The sequence below is a fragment of the Pseudoflavonifractor gallinarum genome, assembly GCF_014982855.1.
GTDB lineage: Bacteria > Bacillota > Clostridia > Oscillospirales > Oscillospiraceae > Pseudoflavonifractor_A > Pseudoflavonifractor_A gallinarum.
Map to the genome: position 1 here is coordinate 77,130 of NZ_JADCKF010000012.1, position 18,688 is coordinate 95,817.

Annotated in this window: 19 protein-coding genes; 4 read left to right on the top strand and 15 right to left on the bottom strand. The window is 56.4% G+C overall.

Going from position 1 to position 18,688, the window contains the following annotated elements; all coding sequences use genetic code 11:
- Positions 1-5: 5 nt before the first annotated feature.
- Genes INF37_RS12990 through INF37_RS13010 form a run of 5 tightly spaced genes read right to left on the bottom strand, consistent with a single transcriptional unit; the run spans position 6 to position 5,366 of the window.
- Positions 6-1,244 carry a zinc ribbon domain-containing protein gene (locus tag INF37_RS12990; RefSeq protein ID WP_193538724.1) on the bottom strand — a complete coding sequence of 413 codons (1,239 nt, stop codon included), beginning with the start codon at positions 1,242-1,244 and terminating at the stop codon, positions 6-8.
- Positions 1,245-1,247: 3 nt separating this feature from the next.
- Positions 1,248-2,168 carry a zinc ribbon domain-containing protein gene (locus INF37_RS12995; protein ID WP_193538726.1) on the bottom strand — a complete coding sequence of 307 codons (921 nt, stop codon included), beginning with the start codon at positions 2,166-2,168 and terminating at the stop codon, positions 1,248-1,250.
- 14 nt (positions 2,169-2,182) lie between these two features.
- Positions 2,183-3,439 carry a hypothetical protein gene (locus INF37_RS13000; protein WP_193538728.1) on the bottom strand — a complete coding sequence of 419 codons (1,257 nt, stop codon included), beginning with the start codon at positions 3,437-3,439 and terminating at the stop codon, positions 2,183-2,185.
- 14 nt (positions 3,440-3,453) lie between these two features.
- A complete protein-coding gene (locus INF37_RS13005; RefSeq protein ID WP_193538730.1) occupies positions 3,454-4,716 on the bottom strand; it encodes a zinc ribbon domain-containing protein in 1,263 nt (420 codons plus the stop codon).
- 2 nt (positions 4,717-4,718) lie between these two features.
- Positions 4,719-5,366 (bottom strand): serine/threonine protein kinase, encoded by a 648-nt coding sequence (locus INF37_RS13010; RefSeq protein ID WP_207724984.1) that lies wholly within the window; start codon positions 5,364-5,366, stop codon positions 4,719-4,721.
- Positions 5,367-5,530: 164 nt separating this feature from the next.
- On the opposite strand from INF37_RS13010, the gene INF37_RS13015 reads away from it, so the two are divergent.
- Positions 5,531-5,959, top strand: a complete 429-nt coding sequence (locus INF37_RS13015) for a helix-turn-helix domain-containing protein (protein ID WP_328821079.1) — start codon at positions 5,531-5,533, stop codon at positions 5,957-5,959.
- A 138-nt stretch (positions 5,960-6,097) separates the two neighbouring features.
- Here the strand turns inward: INF37_RS13015 and INF37_RS13020 are convergent, their stop codons facing one another.
- From INF37_RS13020 to INF37_RS13065, 10 genes are all read right to left on the bottom strand, one after another.
- On the bottom strand, positions 6,098-7,168 hold the full coding sequence (locus tag INF37_RS13020) for an FUSC family protein (RefSeq protein ID WP_193538732.1): 1,071 nt from the start codon (positions 7,166-7,168) through the stop codon (positions 6,098-6,100).
- Positions 7,155-7,607, bottom strand: a complete 453-nt coding sequence (locus tag INF37_RS13025; RefSeq protein ID WP_207724983.1) for a MarR family winged helix-turn-helix transcriptional regulator — start codon at positions 7,605-7,607, stop codon at positions 7,155-7,157. Before INF37_RS13025 ends, INF37_RS13020 begins: the two co-directional genes overlap by 14 nt.
- A 168-nt stretch (positions 7,608-7,775) precedes the next feature.
- Complete coding sequence (locus tag INF37_RS13030) at positions 7,776-9,095, bottom strand: MATE family efflux transporter (RefSeq protein ID WP_193538773.1); 1,320 nt, start codon at positions 9,093-9,095, stop codon at positions 7,776-7,778.
- A 179-nt stretch (positions 9,096-9,274) separates the two neighbouring features.
- The gene (locus INF37_RS13035; RefSeq protein WP_193538734.1) at positions 9,275-10,357 is read right to left on the bottom strand and encodes a uroporphyrinogen decarboxylase family protein; all 1,083 of its coding nucleotides are present in this window, start codon (positions 10,355-10,357) and stop codon (positions 9,275-9,277) included.
- Between the two features lie 15 nt (positions 10,358-10,372).
- A complete protein-coding gene (locus tag INF37_RS13040; RefSeq protein ID WP_101692107.1) occupies positions 10,373-11,125 on the bottom strand; it encodes an amino acid ABC transporter ATP-binding protein in 753 nt (250 codons plus the stop codon).
- A 9-nt stretch (positions 11,126-11,134) separates the two neighbouring features.
- Positions 11,135-11,806 carry an amino acid ABC transporter permease gene (locus INF37_RS13045; RefSeq protein ID WP_207724982.1) on the bottom strand — a complete coding sequence of 224 codons (672 nt, stop codon included), beginning with the start codon at positions 11,804-11,806 and terminating at the stop codon, positions 11,135-11,137.
- 101 nt (positions 11,807-11,907) lie between these two features.
- Positions 11,908-12,756, bottom strand: a complete 849-nt coding sequence (locus tag INF37_RS13050) for a transporter substrate-binding domain-containing protein (RefSeq protein ID WP_193538736.1) — start codon at positions 12,754-12,756, stop codon at positions 11,908-11,910.
- 150 nt (positions 12,757-12,906) lie between these two features.
- Positions 12,907-13,680: a uroporphyrinogen decarboxylase family protein gene (locus tag INF37_RS13055; protein WP_193538738.1), complete on the bottom strand. Its 774-nt coding sequence runs from the start codon at positions 13,678-13,680 to the stop codon at positions 12,907-12,909.
- Positions 13,681-13,684: 4 nt separating this feature from the next.
- Entirely contained in the window at positions 13,685-14,695 is a 1,011-nt protein-coding gene (locus INF37_RS13060) for a uroporphyrinogen decarboxylase family protein (protein ID WP_193538775.1), read from the bottom strand.
- Positions 14,696-14,719: 24 nt separating this feature from the next.
- Positions 14,720-15,367 (bottom strand): corrinoid protein, encoded by a 648-nt coding sequence (locus tag INF37_RS13065; RefSeq protein WP_193538740.1) that lies wholly within the window; start codon positions 15,365-15,367, stop codon positions 14,720-14,722.
- 278 nt (positions 15,368-15,645) lie between these two features.
- Between INF37_RS13065 and INF37_RS13070 the strand changes: the two genes are divergently transcribed.
- The 3 genes from INF37_RS13070 (at position 15,646) to INF37_RS13080 (ending at position 18,474) form a co-directional block, all read left to right on the top strand.
- On the top strand, positions 15,646-17,112 hold the full coding sequence (locus tag INF37_RS13070; protein ID WP_193538743.1) for an ASKHA domain-containing protein: 1,467 nt from the start codon (positions 15,646-15,648) through the stop codon (positions 17,110-17,112).
- Positions 17,113-18,033: a CobW family GTP-binding protein gene (locus INF37_RS13075; protein WP_193538745.1), complete on the top strand. Its 921-nt coding sequence runs from the start codon at positions 17,113-17,115 to the stop codon at positions 18,031-18,033.
- Between the two features lie 243 nt (positions 18,034-18,276).
- A complete protein-coding gene (locus tag INF37_RS13080; protein WP_235964340.1) occupies positions 18,277-18,474 on the top strand; it encodes a polysaccharide deacetylase family protein in 198 nt (65 codons plus the stop codon).
- The last annotated feature ends 214 nt before the right edge of the window (positions 18,475-18,688 follow it).

Genomic DNA, 18,688 nt, shown 5'->3' on the forward strand with positions numbered 1-18,688 from the left:
CTCCTTTACTCAAAGGTGACCTGGGACAGGTCCAGGGGCTGGTCGCAGGAGTTGAGGATGCTCTGGGCGTTGGTCCGGAAGACGGAACCCTGGAAGTTGAGGACCACGTCGGTGGGGACGTTATCCAGCTGCACCGCCACATCATTGCCCTCAAAGAGGTTGTCGTTGTACATGGAGTGGTTGGCGTACTCTCCCGTGCTGTCGAATTGGAAGCCGATGCCGTTATTCTGGAAGGTGCAGCCGATGACATTGGCCCAGCTGGTGCTGTAGGCCAGTACACCGGTGTCCCAGCCGGTGAAGGTACAGTTTGTGGCCCGGAAGGGGGCAGAGCCGGAGAGGGCGGTGCCGCTGCCGCGCCCCACAAAGTCAATGTCTTGGAGATAGGCGATCTCGCTGTTAGGTGCCACCACCTGAACGGGGCCTGTGAAGGTGGTACGCCTCCCGGCTTCGTCGGCAGAACCGTACAGGTTCATGCTCCGGCTCTGGATCGTGATTCCGTCCGCATAGGTCACCGGGGGCAGGTGGAGGTTGATGACCGCCACAGGGTCGTCCACTTGGTTGCCGATGGCATCGATGAGAGCTTGGAGCTCCTCCGCCGTGTCCATGGGGTAGTCCTCCGGGTGGTAGTCGTACACCGGGATGGGAACTACCTCATAGGTCTGCCGGAGAGAAATGGTGTCTCCGTTTTTCATGTGAAAGGTCCACACCAGCTCCGCCGGGGCGCTCTGCCCAGTGAAGTCGATGAGGGAGATGAGGGGACACTCGGGCGCGCCCTCGTTGTAGGCGGGCTGGGAGCATACGAAGGGGGAGGGGCTGTCCTCCTGGCCGGTAAAGGCCGCCGTTACCTCCACCACCTCCGCCAGGAAGGCCTCCGAGGCGTCCACGCCGTTATGGGTGTCGTTGACAAACAGCCGGGAGGGCACCCGGTATTGGCCCTCCGGCTCCCCGGGAATGGTCAGCTCCGGTACGGGGGTGTAGCGGTCTACGCTCTGGGTGAGCAGGAGCTGATAGTCCCCGTAGCGGACCTCTCCATAGCCGCCGTAGGTCCTGGGGGCGAAGACCGCCCACAGCCCGAACCCGACGGCGGCCAGCACCGCCAGAGCCAGCAGGGCCAGCAGCAGCTTTTTCAGCAGGGGGACCGGCTTTTTTACCGCTTTCCGGGGATGGATGTCCTTCGCACAATGGGGGCAGAAAACGGCATTTTCCGGCAGGCCCGCGCCGCAGTGGGGGCATTTGTACTCCATGGCTTATCCCCCGTTCCCCTGATGATCCAGCATGGTGTAGCCCAGCAGGTTGTAGTCCTGGTCCAGCAGCAGGTAGCACCGCCACCGGCCCTCTTTGGGCAGGAATTCCTCCAGCCGCTCGATCTCCCGGCACTGGCGCTCCAGCTCCGGGCTGTGGAGGGTGTGCCACAGGGAGTAGATCTGGGCATCGTCCTTCCGCAGCACTGGGCCCTGGCTGGTGTCGAAGCCCTTTAAGAACCACACCGCCCCGGAGGAGGGAATCTCCTCCGGAGAGATGTAAGTGGAGAAATCGTCTTCCCAGTTGCCCTCAAAGGCGGCCAGCTCCTCTTCGTAGAGTTCCGTGAAGTCATAGTCGCAGTTTACCACGTCCATCTGCCACTTGCCGTCCCCCAGGCTGGTGGGGGAGCCAATGAAGTAGCCCATCAGGTGGGTGTTGCTGTCAAAGATCAGCAGAGCCACCCGGTTGTTGGAGTCGTTCCCCGCGCTGTACATCCCCCGCTCCCCCACGGCGCTCTGGGCTCCCCGGGAGGATACCAGCAGGGCCATCTGGTAGCTGTCCACCAGGTAGTCGTCGATATTGCGGCTGCTCTTGGAGGTGGTGCCGAAGTCGATGCAGGTCAGGGTGGGGAAGAACTCCTCCAGATATTCGGGGGTGACCGTCACCATGCCGTCTTCGTCCTCCTGAAAAACCACGGCCGTGGTCTCCCCGGCGGGGAGGCCGGTGGGGGAATCGTGCAGCAGTACCCAGCCTGCCGCCGCTGCCGCCGCCAGAATTACCAGCAGCAGAACCCATTTCAGGCCCTTACGCCACAGGTGGGAGGGAACGGCGGCCGCTTTCCGGGTGCGGATGCTCTGGGCGCAGTGGGGACAGAAGGAGGCATCTGCCGGCAGAGGCGCGCCGCAGTGTGGGCAGTTATGTTCCATGAAGAACCTCTCTTTCATTCAAAGATGACATGTACCGTGCTGAGAATGTTGTCGGTGGCATTGAGGATATCCTCCTCGTTGCCGGAGAAACGGGACTGGGCCAGGCGGATGGTATGATTGCTTGGTACCCGGACCAGATCCATGCCTATTCCATTGTTTACAAAGGTGTTGCCGGTAAAATCGGTGTAGTTAAAATAGGTCCCGGCGCTGTCAAAGCGCAGACCAACCCCGTTGTCCTCGAACCAGCAGTCGATGGGATCGGCCCAGTTCTCTCCGCCGATCAGCATGCCCACGTCCCAGCCCGTGAAGCGGCAGTCCTTCACCCGGTAGTCGGCCTCGATGGTAAGGCCGGTGCCCGAGCCGTTCCCCTGGAAGTCGATGTTTTGAATCGAGGTCAGGGAATTCTGCTCCGGCGAGAGGACCACCGGCCCCAGGAAAGTGGTGCGCCGGCCCTGCTCGTCTGCGGAGCCAGAGAGCTGGATGGCCCGCCGGTCAATGGTGAGTCCGCCCTGATACTGGACCGGGGGCAGATGGAGATGGATCACGGTGGGCAGGGGGACCTCCTTCTGGAGGCGGTCCACCAGGGCCTGGAGGTCCTCGATGGTGTCCATATCATAGTCCTCCGGGTAACAGTGGAGGGAGTCCACCGGCTGGAGGTTCAGGGTCTGCCACAGAAAGATGGTATCCCCGTTTTTCATGGTGATGGTCCACTCCATCTCCACCGGCCCCCGGCTCTGACCGGTGAACTCCAGCGAGGAGACCAGCAGACCCTCGGACAGTTCCTCACCACGGATGGGGGGCTGGCAGATCACAGGGGAGGGATTGTCCGGCGGCTGAAATACCCGGACCTGAACGGACTGGGTGTGTTGATAAAACATCTGCCCTGCATCCGTTCCGCTGTCCTGGTGGAAGATAAAGAGCTTGGAGGCGCGCTCATAGAAACCGTCCGCCTCTACCGGCATGGTGCGTTCTGCCTCCGGGGTGGGGAGGTTGCGGAAGGTGAGCAGCAGGCGATAGTCTTGACCGTTCAGATGGTAAATCAGCTCCCCAGAGGCATTGTATACGTCTGGAGTGGCGGCGTCATATAGTAAAACCGCGGCCGCTGCCAGAGCGGCCAAGATCAACAGCCGAAGGGCACGCTTCAAAGGGCCCACCCACCGGCGAACAGGTACATCCACCTCCTGACGGGGGCGGATGCTCCGGGCACAGTAGGGGCAGAAGGAGGCACCTGACCACAGGGACGCACCGCAGTGGGGACAGTCGTGCTTCATAGGGATTCTCCCGTTTACTCAAAGGTGGCGTAAGTGGTATCAATGACATGGCCGGTGGGGTTATTGATGTTGGCGTTGTTACCGGAGAACCGGCAGCCGGAGAAGTAGATGGTCTGCGTACCAGGTACTTGCAGCAGATTTACCGCCATCTGGTTGCGGAGAAAGGTGTTGCCCTCAAAATCGGTACAGTTCACATAGGAGCCCGCGCTGTGGAAGCACAGTCCCACGTCGTTGTCCTCAAAGGAGCACCCCACCGGGTCGGCCCAGTCTTCCCCGCCCACCAGCATTCCAGTGTCCCAACCGGTGAAGAGGCAGTTGCGCACCCGGCAGTCGGCCTCAATGGTGAGGCCGGTGTCAGAGCCACTGCCACGAAAGTCAATGTTTTCGATGATGGTCAGGGGGTCCTGCTCCGGCCGGATGACCACCGGCCCCAAAAAAGCGGTGCGCATATTCTTCTCATCCACCGAGCCGGAGAGCTGGATGGACCGCTTGTCAATGGTGAGCCCTCCCTCATAATGGACCGGAGGCAGGTGGAGTCGCACCACCGTGGGCAGGGGGACCTCCTCCTGGATCTGGTCCACCAGGGCCTGGAGGTCCTCGATGGTGTCCATGTCGTAGTCCTCCGGGTAGTAGTGGATAGTGTCCACCGGCTCAAAGGCCAGCGTTTGTCGGAGAAGGATGGTGTCCCCATTTTTCATGTCAATGCGCCACTCTACCTCCACCGGTCCCTGGCTCGTTCCGGTAAAATCCAGCGTGGAGACCAGCAGGCTGCCGGCGTTATCGTCGGAAAAGAGCGGCGCATGGCAGATGACCGGGGAGGCGTTGTCCGGCTGGAGCACCCGGACCTGGCAGGAGTCGATTTGCTGGTTAAACATCCGCCCCGCGTCGATCCCGGTGTCCACGTGGGTAATGATCAGCTTGGAGGAACGTTGATAGCTTTCGTCCGACTCCACCTGTACGGTGTATTCCGGCTCCGGAGTACCGTCGTTGCGGAAGCTGACCGCCAGGTGGTAGTCGCTGCCGTCCATCTCATAGATAAGCTCCCCATAGGCGTCATACACGTCGGGTGTGACGGCGTCATACAGCAAAATCAAGGCCGCGATCAGAGCGGCCGCCGCCAGCAGAAGCCCGGCCCGTCTCAGTGGCCGCAGCCATCGGCGGATGGGTACGAACACCGCCTGCCGGGGATGGAGATCCTTTGCGCAGTAGGGGCAGAAAGAGGCGCCCTCCGGAAGGGAGGCGCCGCAGTGGGGGCAGGGCTTTACCGGCCCGGGCATCCTCAGAGAGCCTCCATCAGCCGCAGCACGTTTTTATAGCGGTGCTGGGGGTTGACGTGGGTACAGCGGTCCACGATGCGGCCCATTTTGCCCCCTGCCAGCTTTTTAGAAGGATGTTCTCCGGTGAGCATGACGTTGATGAGCACGCCCAGGGAGTAGATGTCGGTGCGGATATCCGACTGGGACAGGCCGTACTGTTCCGGGGCGGCAAAGCCGGTGGTGCCCAGGATCTGGGTATCCATCTCATTCTCCGGCTTATGCAGGCGGGCGGCATCAAAGTCGATGAGCACCGCCTGATCTCCCCGGAGGATGATATTCTCCGGCTTCACATCCCGGTGGACTGCGCCGATGGAGTGGAGGACCCACAGGGCATGGCACACTTGAATGACCACTTTTTTGGTCTCCTCCGGGGAAAAAAGTCCGCCCTCCAGCAGAAAGCCCAGGGTATCGCCTGCGATAAATTCCTCCACCACCAGGTTTTCGCTCCCCAGGCTCGCCACCTCAAACACCGTGGGCAGATTGGGACAGGTGTAGTCCAGTAATTTGTAATAGACCTCCGGATTGCCGGTGAACTGCCGGAGGATGAAGCGCTGGCCGGAGGCTTTGTGACGGATGAGCTGAACGCTGCCCCGGTCGCTCTGCTTGAGCATGCGCACAGGGTCGTATTCTTCTTCGAGACGATGTTGCAACCAAGTATAAATGGAAATCACCCCAAAATCAGAGACACTATGCAGTGTGCATATTGTTATCAATCACAAAATGTTGTAGATTTAGTATATACAATCTGACCACGGAAGTAAAGAGGGGGGGATCTGTGGTGAAAGAAAAGACCACTGACGACCTCCGGCAGGAATTGATGACCCAGCCGGATATTGATTCTTATATCAAAGAAAATCAGGAGTTTTTCTGTGACTGGAGCGTCTCGGAACTCCTGGGACAGCTGTATGAAAAGAGCGGCCTTTCCAAGGCGGGACTGGCCCGCAAGGCCGGGATGAGTGAGGTGTACCTCCATCAGATCTTTTCCGGGCGGAGGAAACCGTCCCGGGATCGGTTGCTCTGTCTGTGCATCGGCCTGGATGCAACGCTGGATGAGACCCAGCGCCTGCTCAAGCAGGCGGCCTATGCCCAGGTCTATCCCAAAAATAAGCGGGATGCCATCATCAGCCACGGGATCATTCACCATACGCCGTTGAGTGCCATCAACGACAAGCTGTTCGCCGAGAATGAGAGGACCCTGTTCTAAATAGGAATGGGCCGCAGACAATTATTTTCGGGAAGAGAGAAAATGCCAGGGACCCGCTGTAAGGGCGGGACCCTGGCATTTTGATGTTTTGGCTGTATGGGTGCACCGGGCGCCCAATCGCAGAAAGGGGGTTCCAGGTCAGGAGGGTTGCTCTTCCGGCGCGGGGAGAAACTTTGCGGCGACCACTTTGTGAAAGAGAAGGGCAAAGAGCAGTCCAAACGCCACGCCCAGGAAGGTATTGACGATGCGGAGCAGGACGGCCTGCTGGACACCGTAAATACCGGCACCCAACATCAGTGCGCCGAAGCAATTCATCGCCGTTTTGTAGCGGTAATCGGTGCAGAAGCCCAGGCACAGTCCCCCCAGCGGACCGAGCAGGGAATGCAGCGCCTCAGGGGTGAGCTGATAGAGTATAAAAAACAGACAGGAGCCTGCAACGGCGCCCACGATACGCTGCCGGAAGCGGAGAGTAGTATCATGAGAGTAGGGATACTGGGAGAGTAGGGATGCACAGGCAAAGCCGATCCACATGAAGCGCTCCATTCCCCAGATCTGTCCCGCCGATAATGCCAGGCTGACCCCCAGGGCCATGCGCAGCTGCCAGAGATGGACGGGATTCGAGAGGCTGAACTTCCGCACTACATGGTGAAAGCGGATCTTTTTGTGCAGCTCCCGGTGTTTGGCAAAGAGGATCGCGCCGCAGATGAGGTAGCCCACCAAGGCAAGCATGCCGCGGCGGACAAGGGCCTCGCCGCTGACCGGATTGCCGGTCAGATAGACGTAGGCGAAACTGTACAGACCGCCATTTCCCAGCTCCGGCCGTTGGGTGGTGATATACAGCAGTCCAAAGAAGGCCGCAAAATGGAGCGGGATCAGGCCTACCAGAGGGATCACGGCCGCTGCACTGGGCGCCAGCACCAGGATGGCAAGGGCGATTGCCAGTGTGAAGAGGGAATCACCGACACAGTATTTAAAATTGACAAAGCGCAGGCCCAGCATGATACAGAATAACGCTACGGCCATGGCGGTGTTATCCGCGCCGAAGATGCCGGACAGGAGGCTGATAAATACAATGGCAAAGGCCACGATGAGCACGGAGCGCACCGTGATTGCCAACCAATAATAATTCTTTTCCTGCAGCGTTTCACAGGCGACGATCTTTCGCTTTAGAATGGACGGGTCCATCTGTAAGGCATCATAAAATTTCATGGTCAAGGTGCTTGTTCGGTCCTTTCTCGATCTGTGCGGCCAGTTGATCGGTATGAGATAGAAATTGCTCAAATACGTCTCCTGTGCTGCGCCACAGGTCGTAAAAGGGCTGTAAAATGCTCTCATATCCCTTTTTCAGTTCAGACAGGCCGGATTCGGTGATAAAAAGACGATAGCTTCGCTCATCCTCCGCCTGGCGCTCCTTGCGGACGCAGCCCTTTTCAAAGAGCGACTTCAGGCAGCGGCTCACCGCTTCCTTCTTCATGCCGCTCCCCTCGCTGAGCAGGAAAGGGGTATTTTGCCCGGGATTCAAATAGAGTCTTGCCAACAGCTCACATTCACTGGCCGTCAGGGTGGACTGCCGTGCCGGCAGCAGTGCCCGCACGACCTTTTGCAGCTGCTGCTGATAGTGCGCCATATCGGTCCATTCGATCTGCATAGATATCCCTCTTCTATATAGTTAACGTTGTTAAGTATATAGCCCGTATTTTGACCTGTCAAGAGGACCGTGCCGTATTCTTGCAGAACAGCAAAATTTTTTACACAAAAAACCCGGCTGTGCAGAGAGGCACAGCCGGGTTTTACTTCGGGTTGAACGGACCACAGCTCAAAAATGGCTGTGGAGCCAGTCGGCCCGGTGGTAATAGATCCAAAAGGCTATGGAGCTGAGCAGCCAGGTGAGGGGGTAGACCCAATAGACCATCTGGATGCTCTGGGTCAGCGGAACGGTGATGGTGAGGAACGTCACCCGGACCACGCACCAGAAGACCAGCATGACGGCCATGGGGATCATGGCCTTTCCGGAGCCGCGCAGCAGGGCGGAAATGGAGTGGGAGTAGGCCAGCAGGAAGAAGAAGAGCGCAGAGGTGCGGGCCTTCTCGATGCCGAAGCGGATGACCTCCGGGTTGGAGTCAAAAGCGGCGATGAGCTGCGGCGCAAAGACAAAGACCAGCACGCCGATGATCTCGGCCAGGATGACCGTGGTCCAAATGCCAAAACGCGCCCCCTTTTTGGCGCGCTCCAGCTGTCCGGCCCCCAGGTTCTGGCCGGTGAAAGTGGTGAGTGCCATGGTGAAGCTGGTGATGGGGAGAAATCCGAACCCTTCGATTTTGGAATAGGCCCCGCAGCCGGCCATGGCGATCTCCCCAAACACATTGATGTTGGATTGGACCACCACGTTGGCAAAGGCGATGATGGAGTTTTGCAGGCCGGAGGGGAGCCCCAGCCGGATGATCTGCCGCAGCATTTCACCGTCAAAGCGGATTTTGGACAGATACAGGCGATAGCAGTCCTGGGTACGCACCAGCTGGATGAGGCAGAGAACGGCACTGACCAGCTGAGAGATGACCGTGGCGATGGCCGCCCCCTCCACCCCCATGTGGAAGGGCCCGATGAATACCAGGTCCAGCACAATGTTGATAAGAGAGGAGATGATCAGATAATAGAGCGGATGGCGGCTGTCTCCCACCGCCTGGAGGATACCAACCGAAACGTTGTAAAGGACAAAACCGAGGGAGCCGGCAAAGTAAAGCCGCAGGTAGAGCACAGAGTCCCCCATGACATTCTGGGGCGTAGCCATCCATAAGAGGATCTGTGGCGAGAGGAGCATCCCCACCAGGGTCATAACCACACCGGCGGCCAAACCGAAGGCCACGGTGGTATGGATGGCCAGGCGCATGTGGTCGTAGTCCTTGGCACCGAAATACCGGGCGATGACCACCCCTGCGCCGATGGAGACGCCGCTCAGAAAGCCGATGAGCATAAAGATAAGGCTGCTGGAGGAGCTGACCGCGGCCAGCGCGTTGCTGCCCAGAAAGTTGCCCACAATCAGGGAGTCGGCGGTGTTGTAGAGCTGCTGAAAGAGGTTGCCGAAGAAGATGGGCAGCGCAAAAAGGGTGATGCTTTTGCGAATGGAGCCGTTGAGCATGGAGGCAGTGCGTTCCTGCTGCAAATCATGTCCCTCCCGGTACGTCGATCTCCTGTCCGGCAGAGCCGACAGGTACACGGCCCATTATAGGACCCTTTTCCACATTGCGCAAGGGCGTGGGGAAAATCGGCGGAGAAGAGGATAGAGCGCACCGGGTTTTTCAGCGGCATGTGAGCGGCTTAGTTGTGAGATTCGCTGGGATCGTATGCGCCCAGCTCTCTTGCGGCTTTTAGCATGGCATAAAAATTGGCTGGCGGGGTCAGGTAACTGATGGTACACTCAGGCGTAAGCACAAAGCCGCCGGGGAAATACTTCATTTTCTTTAAAATAGCCGCGCATTCCGCATAAACTTCTTCCGGCGTTCCATTTTGAAGGGTAATGCTGCGTACGTTTCCGCCCAAAATAAAATCAGGGCCCATGACTTTTCCCAGATACTCCAAATCGGTCTCGGCGCCCACCGTAATCAGAGTTCTTCCGTGGAAGGGGATGTTTGCCTTGATGATGGGAAGATTTTTATCATGACGGCCGCACAGATGCAGGCCCGTAATGGGGATCTTCCACTCCCGATACGTTTCAAAGATCTCCACCAGATAGGGCAGACAAAAGGTTTCAAACTGGCGCGGGGAGAGAAGTGCATTGGACTCCAATGGACAGGCCATTCCGGCGCCCAGAGGTTCTGGTCCAAACTCATCCAGGTATGCCTGAGCCAAAAAATAGATATAATCCGTGGCAAAACGCATGAGGCGGTGGACCAGCTCGGGTTTCTTGATCATCCAGCGGACCAGATTTTCTGCGCCGACCAAGTACTGCACCACACTGGTGGGGGAACCGGCAAATACAGAGACGCCCTCTCCGTTGCAGTAGCAGATCCGGTTGAACTCCAGGATGCGTTTGGCATCAAATGTCTCATCAATGCTGCGCGGCAGGGTGAGCTTTTCCACATCGGCCTCTGTTGGAGCGGCCAAGCGGGACGCATAGGGCAGAGAAAGCCGGGGCTCCTGCGGAATGACGACCTCGCCACCTGGAAAATCTCCGGCGATTCCAGAGGAGACGTCATAGCATTTTCCACCGTCATAGCCGAACAGTTCCTGACACCAGATTTGGCTGCGGTATGCATTCTCGGGGAAATTATACCACTCGTAAGTTGACATTCCGCACATGACACCGGCAAAGGCCTCCATATGGGGGATGACCGGGACCCGGTCCGGTCGCTTTCCTGCAAACAGACATGCCATGCGTTCGCTGCTCGTCATTCTATCCATTGTTCCCTCCTATGGTCATTGGTCGGAGATGGGCTGATGCTCCATGATGTTGAGAAATTGACGAATGCGCTCTTGCTTTGGGTGGTCCAGAATCTCATCGGGCCGACCATCGGCGGCAATCTCGCCGCCGTCCATAAAGAGCACACGACTGGCCACACTGCGTGCAAAGCCGATCTCATGGGTTACCACCAGCATGGTGGACCCCTCACGAGCCAGCTCCTGCATGACACGCAGGACTTCTCCAACCAGCTCAGGGTCCAGCGCTGAGGTCGGTTCATCAAAGAGAATGACATCCGGATTTACGGCCAATGCACGGGCGATGGCCACACGCTGCTGCTGTCCGCCGGATAGCTTTGAGGGATAGAAGTCTTTCCGCTCCTCCATCCCCACTTTCTGGAGCAGCTTGAGGGCGGTTTCCATCGCCTCGGACTTGGGGCGTCGGTGGACCGTGATCAGTGCTTCGGCTACATTTTCCAACGCAGTCATGTTTCGAAACAGATTGTAATTTTGGAATACCATGGCCAGGTGTTTTCGCAGGGCAAGTACATCCTGCTTCCGGTACTTCTGCGCATCCACCCGCACATCACCCACGGTTATAATGCCGCTGGTGGGGGTGACCAGGTAATTCAAACAGCGCAGCAGGGTGGATTTTCCGGTGCCGGAAGGCCCCAGTATGGCAACCACATCGCCCTGCTCGATGCGCAGGTTGATGTCCTTCAATACCTGCGTGGGTCCAAAATTTTTATAGAGATGTTCAATTTGAATCATTTTATTTCCTCACTGATAGACATTCAGAGCTTTTTCCAGTTTGCGCTGGAGAAAACTGAGGATGATAGAAAGAATCCAATAGATTATGGCCACATCCAAATAAATCTCGAAGAAATTGAACTGACGGCTGCCCTCGTAAATACCGCAGGCCATCATTTCGGTGACACCGATCGTAAATGCGATGGAGGTTCCCTTGATCAGATCGATCAGGGAATTAAACAGGGAAGGCAATGCCACCCGCATGGCTTGGGGGAATACAATGCGGCGCATGTATTGCAATTTGCTCATGCACAGCGATTCGGCCGCCTCGATCTGGCCCTGATCTACCGATGCAAAGGAAGCGCGGATCGTCTCGGACATATAGGCGCCGCTGTTCAGCGCCAGGGTAACCACGACGGCGTAGGTGGGGGAGAGTTTGGTCAAAAATTGATTTAAGGTAAAAATACCAAAGTAAACCAGAAAGAGCTGTGTAATCAGGGGAGTACCGCGGAAAAAGGAGACGTATAGCTGTACCAGGGGGGAGAGAATGGCGATTTTGAAATAGCGGATGAAGGCCAGCACAAGGGCGAGCGCAAAGGCGAGGACCAGTGCCAGTACGGAAAGAAACAGCGTGACCTTCGTAGCATCCAATAGGGTAGGGAACACTTCTACCATATATACAAGGTCCAATTGGTCAAACAAAACGGGATACCCCCTCAATCCATCCAGATATAAGCTAGAAAAGCGGGTGGGACAATGATTTTGTCCCACCCGTTTGTAGTGTGCTCAGTCGTTGAACGCGCTTACGCTTCGGGCTGCTCCGTCACGTCCGCCCCAAACCATTTGATAGACAGCTCTGCCAGGCTGCCATCTTCGCGCATGTCGTTGATGGTATCGTTTGCCATCTGGCGCAGGTCCTCATTGGTACCCTTGAGGAAGGGGAAGATATCGGTTTCGGTGATTCCGTTATAACCGCTGACCTTCAGTCCGGAGACATCGCCGTTCTTGATCAGGTAAGAACCCTGGGGGATGGAGATGCCGACCGCATCCAGACGGCCCAGACGCACATCCTCATAGGCGGCTGCCGTGTTGGAGTAGATCACCTGCTCGATTTTGCCCTCGGGATCTGCCTCGTTGTACATATCGATATCGACGCTGCCGGCGATGACACCCACGCTCTTGCCGAAAAGGTCCTCAATGCTGTTGACATCGTCGCTGTTTTCATTGATGAACCATCCGCCGGGGCTGTACATATAGGGATCGGAGAAGTCATACTTCTCTGCACGCTCTTCCGTAGCGCTGACCTGGCAGAGGATCGTGTCGATCTTTCCAGTGTCCAGCATCGTAAAGAGACCGGCTACATCGCTGGAAATGGTATACTCCAGCTCCAGATTGTTGCGCTCGGCAATCTCCTTCCAGATATCGACCTCATAGCCGACCAGCTCGTCGCCCTCCATATAATTGAAGGGAACGTGGGCGCCATAGGCACCAATGCGGACGACCTTGCTCTCCCCATTGTTCGTCGCTTCTGCGGAGGGAGCGGGGGTAGCGGAAGTGGCGGGAGGAGTGGACTGGGAGGCACTGGAATTCGAGCAGCCAGCCAGAGCGGCTACCATCATAGCCGCAATGCCAAGAGACAACATACGCTTCATGTTCAGGAGAAACCTTCTTTCTTTCCAATTCAGACAATTTATTTTTGCCCCAAACATCTTAGCATTCTTTTTTTTGCATTTTCCAATCATTTCTATCTATAATTGGGTGCATTCTAAATTGGCGATAGCTATAAAAGGAGCAGAGGGGTTCTAGTGAAGAAGCGGCTTGGAAGGCGCTTTCACACAGCGGCACAAAAGCCGGTTTGCGGCAGCACGTCCTGGAGGAAAGGCAGAAGTTTTGGTGAGATCTGCCATGGTTAACGGACAGACCATCAGAGCGGTGCGGTCTGCGCAGTACTCAGATGCGGCCTGTAAAAAAGGCAATGTGAATAACTGCAGGATTGCCTCGGTGTAACGCGGTCCCAGAATCGTTCCGGTTCCAGCGGGGTCGGCATAGGAGATGGCATCAGCTCCGGCGCAGCAGATGGCCTCTACATATTCCAGCATCAGCGGAACCAGTTGTTCCAGAAAAGCAGAGACAGCATCCGGCTGCTTTCGCCAGGTCCGGAACAGAGAGGAGAGATCCATCAGACAGCTTAACATGGAGATGGGGCCTGTGATTTGAAAGGCCACCTTATTTCCGGTGCGGTGTAATTCCTGACAGGCCGCCAACAGATGCTGGATTTCCGGGGTGTGCACAAAGGAGCGCAGGGGAATTTGGGAGAGTGTCTCGTATACATAGCGCCCGGGGCGTGGACCGGCCGCAGCATCCGCTGGCAGAATGTCCGCCCCCAGTGCCTTTGCCTCTACGGTGTGACAAAAGGGGAGAATGGCGTATCCGGTACCAGTCGTTTCCCCCATTGCCTGTGCAAGACGGGCAATGGTTGTTTCATTCTCATAGATGCTGCTTGCCTTGATTCCCAAAGAGGAGAGCATTTCTTCGGAGATCAGATATTGATCTCGCTGACAACAATATTCCTGCATTCTCTTACGAACCCGTCCTTTTGTATGTCTGGACAGTCTGTACCATTGCCTGGATATTTTGAAAAGGGGCAGTGACCGGCAGACCACATGCGGGGGAAACAATGTCGACCCCGTTCTTGAGTGCGGTCTTGGTCAGGGCAGCCACCCATTCGGGCTGCATCGTTCCCAGCGCGTGCGTGCTGATGTTGCCCATGACCGCTTTGCTGCCCAAATAAGGCCTGATTTCCTCCGGCTGGACCATGGCATCAAAACTGAACACGTCACAGTGAATCTGATCCAACAGCCCGTAAATACTGTGGAGCCTTCCGCAAATATGGACGATTTTTACCGGGGCCTCCACTGCGTCCAGAATTTGATTGATATAAGGCAGCGCATAGGTTTGAAAATGGCGGGCGCCCAAAATCTCACCGGTGCCACTGGGCTCGGAAATGCAGAGGACATCTGCTCCGGCCTCGATCTGTGCTCTGGCGTAACGGATGAGCTCGTGGGTGATCCTTTCCAGTAAATGGACACAGGTCTCCGGACTTTTCCTCATTTCCTTCAGCAGCGCCGTCATATCGACCAGAGTTCCGGCCACGCTGACGGGTCCGGTCACATTGCCGATTGTGGGAACGCCGTCATTTTCCTGCTTCAACATGCGGATTGCCTCCAGCACACAGTGCGGACGCCCCTGGGTCAGATCTATGGAGGTCAGACGGTCGGCTTCCCCGGAGGAGTGGAGCGGGCTGTATGTGACGTGCGGCTCCACATGTGCGCCGCCCAGGTCCACGACAGCCCCCATGGCCTCCGCTTCTACCGTCATGCAAAACGGCACGCCGTAATTCTCAAAGCCGCCGTTTTGCCGCATGACTTTGGCCAGGGCGGCCATTTTTTGAGGATCGCAATGTGCCTCTGGCCAGAAGCTGTTTGCGGCTTCCATCGCTTCGTCTACGATCATGTTCATCATGCCGCCCGGGCAAATACAAGGGGGACGATCTGTCGTCCCCACATGAGCGGCGTCTTGAAGGCGCTGGATGTAAGACTGTTTTCCATCCGATGCTCACCCTACCAGACGTGCGACCAGTTTGACCGCTTCCGTTGCACTGCTGGAATATCCGTCCGCTCCAATCCGCTCTGCAAATGCGGGGGAGATCGGAGCCCCTCCCACAATGACTTTGACCTGACTGCGCAGACCGGCGGACGTAAGGGCTTCAATGACCTGACGCATATAGTCCATGGAGGTCGACATCAGGGTGGACATCGCCACCACCTGGGCATTTTCCTCTTTTACGGCGGAGACAAAGCGGTCGGCGGGCACGTCGCGCCCCAAATCCACCAGTGTATATCCGGCCGATTCCAACATGATTTTGACTAGATTTTTACCAATATCATGGGTATCTCCCTGAACGACGCCAATGATGATTTTGCACGGTTGCTTTTCCGACTCCTGTGGAAGCAGGGGACGCAATACCTCCAGGCCGTTGTACATCGCGCTGGAGCAAATGAGCATTTCCGGGATGAAATATTCTTCCTCATCATAGAGCGTGGCGGCGCGGTTCATTCCGTCCACCAATCCAAGAAGAATGCCGTCTACCGGGTCATAGCCCTGGGAGGCGTACATGCGGGCCACATCCGCGACGGTGTCATCTTCCATTTCCAGTACACAGCGGGAAAGTTCCTTTAAAAGTCCCTCTTTACTGGTATCCATAAGGCGGTCTTCCTTTCTCTGGTTCCGCGGCAGCGTGCCGCAAGCGATGGTTGCATTTTAAGTTCATCCTAGCAAACTGTTACGATACTGTACAATTTGTTTTATAAATATTAACAGCTTATTTTATAAGAAATTTCGATAAAAATGGGCTGCGGACTCCTTTTTTGACCGGACTGATGGCCCTCGATTGATAACCGCCGGCGGAATCCCTAAAATAGCTACAGATCGTCAGAGCGATGTAGCAATATACAGAAAAATTATCCCATCGGGAGGTTACCATGCTGCGAGTCAATCCTACAGAAAGCAGTATTTTGGACCAGCTCCGGGTCCAGGGGATCCTATTGGAAAGCCCCTGCAATGGAAAAGGCGTATGCGGGAAATGCAAAGTTCGGATTTTGCGGGGAAATGCGGGGCCGCTCACAGAGACGGAGCGCAGCTTTCTTACGATGGAAGAAATAGAACAGGGGATCCGTCTGGCCTGTATGGCGGTGCCGGTGGAGCCAGTGGATCTGGACCCGCTGGAGCTTTTGAAGACGGAACATACGCAAGTGCTTGGAAGCAGTGCCATGCCGGCGGTTTCCCTGCAGCCGGCAGTTACCGCGCAGCCTGTACCAAAGGACAGAGAGTGGAGCGGGAACTCGCTTGCAGAGACAATCTTACCGCCAGAGAAGCAGCCGGCCCTTACCCTGCTGCGTAGCCTTGCATCTCTGCCGGCGGATACCGAAGTGGAGGTCGTCTCCTATTTGGGGAGACCCGTGGACCTGATCCGGAGGACTCCGCTCTGGGGGATGGCGGTAGACCTGGGAACCACTACGGTGTCGGTCTCTCTGGTGGACCTGCGTACCGGGCAAGAAGTGTGTGAAGACGGCTTTGTCAATCCGCAGAAGGCGTTTGGACTGGATGTGCTCTCGCGGATTCAGTACACTTTGGAACATTCCACTGGAATAGCGGACCTGCAGCGCACCATTGCAGAGGCGCTGCAGAGCTGTGCAGAACGGTTGAGCCATCAGGCGGGAGGGAGCGTCAGAGATATTTTTGAAGTCTCTGTGGCGGGAAATGCGACCATGATCCACCTGCTGTTGGGGGTCCACCCGGCTTCGCTCAGCCAGACGCCATTCCGTACGGTTTTTCGGGATGCCGTCACCGTGCCGGCAGCACAGGTTGGACTACACCTCCATCCGGAGGCCGTTCTCTACTGTCTTCCGGCCGTCTCCGCCTATATTGGGGGAGACATTGTGGCTGGTGCGTTGGCCGAACGGCTGGATGAGCGGGAAGACACGGTCTTTTTTGTGGATATCGGGACGAACGGCGAGATGATCCTGTGCCGCGATCATAAATTGGTGTCCTGTTCCTGTGCGGCAGGTCCGGCGCTGGAAGGTATGAACATCGGATGCGGCATGCGCGCTGCACAGGGGGCCATTCTCTCCGGATGTCAGTGCCTGTTGGATGAGTTGAAACTGCGTCTGGAGGAGATTGACCATGTACTGGTCGCCGGGCAATTTGGGCGCCATCTCTCCCCGGAGAGTCTGGTGGGGGCAGGCCTGCTGCCCCCTGCATTTGCGTCCAAAATTTCGTATGTAGGCAATTCTTCCCGGGCGGGGGCCACCATGTGCCTGCTCTCTCAGGCAGAGCGGCAGCGTGCGCAGAGGATGGCGCGAGCGATCTCCTATGTGGACTTGTCGACCAAGTCAGGGTATGAGTCCAGCTTCTTATCCTGCATGAGTTTTGATTTGAGGGCAGATTAAATGGGAAAAATCATACTGGTATCTGGTTTTTTAGGGGCAGGGAAGACCACCTTTATTCGCCGCTTGCTGAATTGTACCGCCTCAGGTCAAAAAACGGCTCTGTTGGAAAATGAGTTTGGGACCTGCAGTGTGGATGACATTCTGCTTCAGCGCCGAGATCTTCCGGTGAGCACATTGGCCTTGGGGTGTATTTGCTGCTCTCTGTCTGGCGCTTTTGACCAGGCCATCCGTACGTTGGAGCACTCATACCATCCCGATCTGCTGGTGATAGAACCCTCTGGATTAGCGGAGTTGAGTATGCTGTTGAATACTTGCCGCAGCGTGTCGGATGAACTGGGGATAGCTCAGGTCAGGGCGATTACCATTGTCGATGCGGAGATGCATCAGACCTATGTGGAAGATATGGGGATGTTTTATCTGGACCAGATTCGACATGCGGATGCCATTATCTGCAGCAAACTGGATCTGGTATCCCCGCAGACAGCCGGGGCTGTGTACACTTCTCTGGTGGAAGAAAACCCTGACGCCCATATCTGGGCCTGTCCTTGGGATGCGCTTGATGTTTCAAGCGTTTTGGAACAGGTGTCGGGGGAAGGAACGTCCTGTGTGCCTGTGTCGGGACACGGACATGTGCATACAGCCGAACTGTTTACATCGGAGGTGTTTCATCCCTACCGGCCTCGCACGGCCGCGCATTGGAAGGAAGAGCTGATGAAACTGAGCGATCCTGCAAGGGGAGAAATCCTGCGCGCAAAAGGTTTTTTACCGCTGGAGGATGGTGCGTGGATACAGGCGGACTATACCCCCGGGCATGTGTATCTGCATCCCTGGGGAGCGCCCTGTGAGAGCATCTTGACGGTGATCGGCCGGAATATGAATCGTTCGGCGCTCTCAGAGCAATTTGAGAAAATAGAATCTTAAACAACAGAGGACGGAAGGTTTTCGAAAGAGAAGACCTTCCGCCTTTTTGTTTTGAGACAGGGCGGTACCGCGATTGTGGGATGCGAAGGGTGCCTGTTTTGCCTGGGGCGAGAGTGTGGAGAAATTGGATGAAAAACGGTGTGGGATGGAGCGAAAGATCCCGCGGGAGAAGGGCTTGAAGGGGTAACGGATGGGGACAGTCTGGACTGGAAGGAGATACCCGCGTCGGAGATTACCAAGAGGGTGACAGAGAAAGTCCAGCCGGGCTCGATCGTTCTCTTTCACAATGCCGCGCTCCATACGCCGGAGGCTCTGCCGGCCATTCTGGAAACGCTGCTGCAAAAGGGATATACCTTCGTGCCCATCTCTCAACTGATTCTGAGCGGGGAGTATACCATCGATCACACCGGGCGGCAGCTGCCTTGCACTTCTGAGGGGTAGCAGACAGAGTGGATGCGGAAGAATATCTTAAAAAAGTTACAGAGTCAAAACAAAAAGACAACAAAAATTACAAAAGTGTCGTTGTGGTTTACCGGATAATTTGGTAAAATGAACATGTGATGCCATAGATATCAGGAAGAAAGGAGGAGAAGGCAGAACGGTCGAGCAGAAGGTTTGGACCGGCCGCCCCGTGTGGCCCTGTATGTTAGGAAGG